The following is a 6,200-nucleotide window of genomic DNA, read 5'->3' on the forward strand; positions in this document are numbered from 1 at the left end:
TCACTCTACGCCTTAGCCAGTGGCAATCGAATGCAGACATTTGTACCGGCATTTGCTCCCAAGGCGCAGTCACGCGGAACCGGGCTGGTGATCGAGATCGATCCTTCGTGGGCCTCGACGACCCATCTGGCCAGGGCCAGTCCGACGCCAAATCCCTGACTGTTCGCGGCACCGCCCTGAACAAACCGTTCAAATATCTGACTTTGCGCGCTTTCGGGAATGCCCGGACCGTTATCGGTTATCTGAATCTGAACAATTCCACCTGCTGTTCGACCCAAAAGTGACAATGCTATGCCCTCACGCGCGTGCCGGATCGCATTGCGCAAAAGGCTAAGCAGGACCTGACGCAACCAGTTCGGATCGCAATTCAACTCACAATCCGGGAATTCTCCGACCTTAAACTGCATATTAGCGCTGTCGATTTCCGGTTGAATGTCACGGATAACGGTTTGCATCATCGCGCGCAGCGCAACATCACGCGGGTCCAGAGCCAGTTCACCGGTTTCAGACCTTGCAACACGCAGCAAATCGTCAATTCGCTGATTCAGTTTTGCCGCACTGGTTTCGATCGTCGCCAAAGCCTCTGGCGCGGTCTGGCTGTCCCGTTGGCCAATCTGCGACTCCATCATGATGACTGTCAGCGGTGTGCGTAATTCGTGGCTGATATCCGCAAAAAAACGGCGACGGTTTTCGTCAATTCGGGACAGCGTTTCATTCGCAGCGCTGAGTTCCCGTGTCCGCTGAGCAATCGTTTCATTCAATCGGGCCCATTCTGCATCAACCTCATCCTGACGCTGCTTTAATGCCGCCGCCATTCGATTGGTTTCGCCATACAGTTGACCGATCTCATCGTTGCGGGTTTCCGGCAGGGAAACCGCGAACTCTGATTTGCCAACCTGAACTGCTGCGTTCCGCAGACGGTCCAGACGAGAGAACTGCGGCCGTACCAGACCAAAGTAAAACCATGCCGTGCTGAGCAAAGCAAAGAGCGCAAGCGCCAAGGCGACCCACGTCAGCATCAGGCGGGTCCTTTCGATTCCGGTCAGTATCGCGTTTCGAAACAGAACCTCTGTATTCACGGCCTGACTGAGCAAGGGATCAAATGCTGACGCAAACGAGACGATATAAGCGCGCAACCTTGCCTGATCGGCCTCGGTATCCGCAAGCCCCTCCAGCGTATTGGCCAGAAGCGCTTCCATCCTGGCCAGGCCCAGGGATTGGGTTCCGTATCGGGATTGCTCGTCCAGACCGAGGGACTGAACAGCGCTGACTGCGTCTTCCACATCGGATCGAAGTTGCAGAAAGGTTGTCCCGATCTGGTCCCGGATCGGGGAGAGGCGATCCAGTCGGGTTTCGACGGATTGACCGGTCTGGATCGACTCGGTGGCGATCACAAGAAACGTCGCGGCCTGGGTCGACAAGGCAGCATAGCGCGCCATCCGGGTCTCCGAGGCCAGTGCGGTCTCCAGACGGTCGGCGACGGTTTGCATCCCGAACTAGAGGATAACCGACGTCAACAAGGAGCCTGATCCAAGCACAATTGCACCAAGCCCAAGACGGGTTTTCAGAAGTAGGCTGCGTTTCGTGGCTTGGGGCTGGCTCGTCATGACTTTCGCTTCATCAACCCACGGGCCGGATCGTATCCCCAAACGGCAATTGTGCACAAAACGGCGGTAGACCCCAGAACCCAGGCTAAGGCCCCCCAATTGATCTGCATGTACAGCAGGAATCGGATCAACTCGACAACATGCGTGAATGGGTTGAACGCGCATATGTCTCGCAGCAAGGGTGAGCTTTCCGCCATTTTCCACAAGGGATAGAGGGCCGAGGACAGGAAGAACATCGGGAAGATGACGAAATTCATGACCCCAGCGAAATTCTCAAGTTGTTTGATGAAACTGGATAGCACCAATCCCAGCGCGCCCAGCATCAAGCCGCCCAGAACCAAACCCGGCAGCACAGCGAAATAGCCAGGAACAGGCAGGACAATTCCGAACAGCGCCGCGAGCGCCAGAAATGTATAAACCTGAAGGATGGAAATGGCTGTCGATCCCAGCAGGCGGCAGAATAATAGCCACCAGCGCGGGAACGAACTGGTAAGCAATAGGCGCATCGATCCCATCTCGCGGTCATAGACCAGGCTCAGCGAGCTTTGCATTCCGTTGAACAGCAGGACCATCGCGCACAGGCCGGGTACGATGTAGATCTCATATGTAATGTAGGTCTGATAGGGCGGGATGATTGACAGGCCGAGGGCGGCGCGAAACCCTGCCGCGAAGATCAAAAGCCACACCATTGGCCGGACCAAAGCGGCAAGAAACCGTTCGCGTTGGTGGATGAACCGCAGGAACTCGCGCCCGATTATGGCCCTTGCAACCCCCCAGAACCTGTTCATGCTGGGACCTCGGTCTGGGCCAGGAACCAATCAGACAGTGCTTGATCTCCGCGCAGGTCGCCTGCCTGCCCACGGGCGAGTATTTGTCCGCGATGCAGCACCAGCAACTGGTCATCGTCGCGAATTTCGTCGGTGAGGTGAGTGGCCCACAAAACGCACAATCCCTGTACCGCCAGTTCGTGAACATGGTCGGTGATCGCTTGCCGCGCGGCAGCATCAAGCCCGACGGTTGGCTCATCCAACAGCAGCACCGAGGGGTCGTGCAGCAAAGCACGCGCCAACTCCATGCGGCGACGATGTCCTCCATTCAGATCGCGCACCCGTTCCCCGGCACGCTCTCGCATGTTCAACCGATCCAATGCAGCGTCGATCCGGGCAGGAACCTCTGACCGCGGCAACCCGTGCAAGGCGGCGAAATAAGTCATGTTCTGGCGCACTGTCAGACCAAGATCCAGGGTTGGTTGCTGAAAGACCACGCCGAGTTTTGCCAGCGCTTTGCGCGGGGCTTGGCGCAGGTCGTGACCCGCAACACTGATGTCACCGTCGGGCGCTACAAGCAGTCGCGTCAGCAGGGACACCAAAGTCGATTTTCCAGCCCCGTTGGGGCCGAGCAGTCCGCAGAAAGTCCCCGCAGAAACCTCGAAAGACACGGCATCTAAAGCTGTTTTTTTCCCATAGTGAAAGCTCAGCTCGCGTACGGCGAGACCGGTATTGGCTGCCGTCTGGGACCGCGCGTCTGACATTCTTCCTCCGTCCCGAGCTGTGGGGCTTTCTCGCAGCTTGCAATGTCGGGTCGCGTTTCTCAACCTTCCTGTCCGGGACCCGACTGCGACTTAAGTACGTGAAGGTTCACGGATATGTTATGTATCCGAACAAAGGTGCCGCACGTAACATCGGCGTCAGTTTAACGGGAAAGGGCCGAAATGTCCGTAAATCGGCGCGACGCATTGCAAGTGAGCCTTTGGGCGTTGATTTGACTTGCCACGCCCGTGCGCGCGCAGGATTTGATCGCTTTGCCAAATGTCGCAACACTGGACGAATTGATCGCCGGTTTTGCCGGAAATACGCGGATTGAGGACACCGGTGTGTCCATCGACATGGATGACATCGCTGAAGATGGCTATCGCGTGCCGGTGACCGTTGATGCGCCTAAGGCGCAGGAGGTCCTGTTGATCGCACCGGGCAACCCGGTTCTGCCGGTTCTCAGGGCTCGGTTCGGTCCTTTGGCTGGTGCGCACTCCATCGCAACGCGCATGCGTCTGGGTCAGTCTCAAGAGGTTTTGGCCCTCGCACGTTTGCCGGACGGCAGTGTCAACCGTGGTACACGGGCTGTTTCGGTGGTCGTCAGTGGGTGTGCGTGATGGAGGATCTTTGACATGGCCTCAGGTGTCAAAACCCGCGTCAAACTGCCCAAACAGGCCCGCGTTGGCGAGGTGATCACGATCAAGACGTTGATCACCCACCGCATGGAATCCGGGCAGCGCCTTGATTCCGAAGGTGATCGGATCCCCCGGTCCATCATTCATCGTTTCCTGTGTGAATTCGAAGGAGAGGTGGTCATCGACCTAGACATTGGCCCTGGCATTTCGACAAACCCTTTCTTCGAGTTTCAGGCAGTTGTCCCGGGGCCGGGTGTTTTTACCTTCAGTTGGTTTGACGATGACGGCGCGATCTATACTGACAGTCGCGCGATCAAGGTCGCATGAAGATGCCGACGAAAGTTGCGGTTCTGGTGGGGCTTGGAATTTGCAAACGTTGGACGTCTTTGGCCGTTTGTGCCTGTTTCGGTTTCGCGCATGTTGCTTCGGCACAGGCAGGCACAGCGGAAGGAGATATCGAACTGGGCGCTTACCTGTCTGCAGAATGCGTGGCTTGCCATCAGGCAAATACCCAGGCGGAAAGTATTCCGCAGATCGTCGGACTTGATCCGGATGCCTTTGTAGAAGCGATGCTGGCCTACAAGACCAAACAGCGTGAGCATCCGATCATGCAGATGATGGCCGGACGTCTGAACGAAGAAGAAATCTCGGCGCTGGCGGCTTATTTTGCCACGCTGAACTAACTGGGCTGCTGGGAGGGATGTAGATGAGTTGGAACAGACGCAAGTTTCTGGGTGCCGCCACTGGTGCCTTGTCGGCCCCGGCGGTTCTGGCAGAGGGCAGTGGAAACCCTCGGGTCGTTGCCATTGGCGGCGGTGCAGGTGGGGCCACGGCCGCAAGATACATCGCCAAGGATAGCGAAGGCGCAATTGATGTGACTCTTGTCGAGCCATCGCAGGTGTATTTCAGCTGTTTTTTCTCCAATCTCTACATCGGTGGACTGAAATCAATCGACGATATCGGACACACTTATGGTGCGCTTGCTACAAAGTATGGGATCAATGTCATCCATGACTGGGCCGTTGCAGTTGACCGTGCAGGCAAGACCGTAACGTTAGCGGGCGGTCAGGTCCTGCCGTATGACAAGCTGATCCTTGCACCGGGTATCGATTTCGTGGACGGGTCTGTTCCGGGCTGGTCTTTGTCGGCGCAGTCGAGAATGCCGCACGCGTACGAGGCCGGGTCACAGTCTCAGATTCTGCGCGCGCAAATTGAAAACATGCCTGAAGGCGGGGTGTTTGCGATGGTCGCCCCGCCAAACCCCTATCGCTGTCCCCCCGGCCCCTATGAACGTATCTCAATGGTGGCGCACGTTTTGAAAACCACCAATCCAACCGCCAAAATCATCATCGCCGACCCTAAGGCCAAATTCTCCAAGATGGCGCTATTCGAGGACGGATGGGCCACACACTATCCCGGCATGATCGACTGGATCGGAGAAGATTTCGGAGGCGGGGAGGTCTCTGTAGACCCGGAAAAAATGACGCTTACGATTGAAGGCGAAGAAATGGCCGTCGATGTCTGCAATGTCATACCCGCGATGAAAGCAGGGCGCATTGCAGAGCTTGCGGGTGTCACGGATGGCCGCTGGGCCCCGGTGAACTCGATCGACATGTCCTCAAAAACCGACCCGGATGTTTATGTGTTGGGCGACGCCAGTGAGCAGGGTGACATGCCAAAATCCGGGTTCTCGGCCAACTCGCAAGCCAAGGTCTGCGCCAATGCCGTCCGAGGAGCACTGACCGGATCCCGGATATTCCCGCCAAGATACGCAAACACATGCTGGTCACTGATCGCCGTGAATGACGGCGTCAAAGTTGGGGCAACTTATGAAGCGACCGAAGAAAAAATAGCACGCGTTGACGGCTTTATCAGTCAGGTTGGTGAATCCGCTATTTTGCGAAAGACAACATACGAAGAATCCGAAAGTTGGTACTCTGCCATCTCTGCGGACATGTTCGAGTAGGAACTTTGTTCTGGGGCTTATGCTAGGCTCAGGACTCATAGCCAGTAAATCACGAGGGCAGCCAATGAGATTGCCGAGAGGAAGACCTTTGGGCAACTGTCATAACGGGTTGCAACACGCTGCCAATCCTTGAGCCTTCCGAACATAATTTCGATGCGGTTGCGGCGTTTGTATCGGCGCTTGTCATATTGCACGGTCGCCTTGCGTTGCAGTCGACATCTGGCAGGCTGCTCATCAACGCACGTGCGCCTATGTAGTCACTGACCTGCCCAGCCGTCACAAACAAGTTGAGTGGGCGTCCCTTGCTGTCGCAGATAGCGTGTAGCTTCGTGTTCATGCCGCCCTTGGTCCGACCCCTCTCGGCAGCATCCTTCGGATGCGCCTGCCGGGCAGTGAATCAGGCGTCCACGTCCCCTTTTTTGGCCGCAAGGCTGGACGCCATGCGATGGGCTTTGAGATA

General features: G+C 56.7%; 7 protein-coding genes and 1 pseudogene. 4 read left to right on the forward strand and 4 right to left on the reverse strand.

Annotated features, from left to right (window positions below; genetic code table 11):
- Positions 1-5: 5 nt before the first annotated feature.
- The 3 genes from ACR0K4_RS18830 to ACR0K4_RS18840 all read right to left on the reverse strand — a co-directional run bounded on the left by ACR0K4_RS18830 (position 6) and on the right by ACR0K4_RS18840 (position 3,138).
- The gene (locus ACR0K4_RS18830; RefSeq protein ID WP_480855200.1) at positions 6-1,439 is read right to left on the reverse strand and encodes a HAMP domain-containing sensor histidine kinase; all 1,434 of its coding nucleotides are present in this window, start codon (positions 1,437-1,439) and stop codon (positions 6-8) included.
- A gap of 164 nt (positions 1,440-1,603) precedes the next feature.
- Entirely contained in the window at positions 1,604-2,395 is a 792-nt protein-coding gene (locus ACR0K4_RS18835) for an ABC transporter permease (RefSeq protein ID WP_480855201.1), read from the reverse strand.
- On the reverse strand, positions 2,392-3,138 hold the full coding sequence (locus ACR0K4_RS18840; protein ID WP_480855202.1) for an ABC transporter ATP-binding protein: 747 nt from the start codon (positions 3,136-3,138) through the stop codon (positions 2,392-2,394). Before ACR0K4_RS18840 ends, ACR0K4_RS18835 begins: the two co-directional genes overlap by 4 nt.
- 270 nt (positions 3,139-3,408) lie before the next feature.
- Here ACR0K4_RS18840 and ACR0K4_RS18845 point away from each other — a divergent pair, with 270 nt between their 5' ends.
- From ACR0K4_RS18845 to ACR0K4_RS18860, 4 genes are read left to right on the forward strand one after another with little or no spacing between them, the layout of a single operon-like run.
- Positions 3,409-3,756 carry a thiosulfate oxidation carrier protein SoxY gene (locus ACR0K4_RS18845; RefSeq protein WP_480855203.1) on the forward strand — a complete coding sequence of 116 codons (348 nt, stop codon included), beginning with the start codon at positions 3,409-3,411 and terminating at the stop codon, positions 3,754-3,756.
- A 15-nt stretch (positions 3,757-3,771) separates the two neighbouring features.
- Positions 3,772-4,101, forward strand: coding sequence for a thiosulfate oxidation carrier complex protein SoxZ (soxZ, locus tag ACR0K4_RS18850; protein WP_480515944.1), 330 nt, complete (start codon positions 3,772-3,774; stop codon positions 4,099-4,101).
- Between the two features lie 2 nt (positions 4,102-4,103).
- Positions 4,104-4,457 carry a c-type cytochrome gene (locus ACR0K4_RS18855; RefSeq protein WP_480515945.1) on the forward strand — a complete coding sequence of 118 codons (354 nt, stop codon included), beginning with the start codon at positions 4,104-4,106 and terminating at the stop codon, positions 4,455-4,457.
- Positions 4,458-4,480: 23 nt separating this feature from the next.
- Entirely contained in the window at positions 4,481-5,740 is a 1,260-nt protein-coding gene (locus ACR0K4_RS18860; RefSeq protein WP_480855204.1) for an FCSD flavin-binding domain-containing protein, read from the forward strand.
- A 35-nt stretch (positions 5,741-5,775) separates the two neighbouring features.
- Here the strand turns inward: ACR0K4_RS18860 and ACR0K4_RS18865 are convergent.
- Positions 5,776-6,200 (reverse strand): annotated as a pseudogene (locus ACR0K4_RS18865) (transposase family protein); the annotation flags it as partial.

This window comes from Ruegeria sp. K11 (assembly GCF_056531905.1).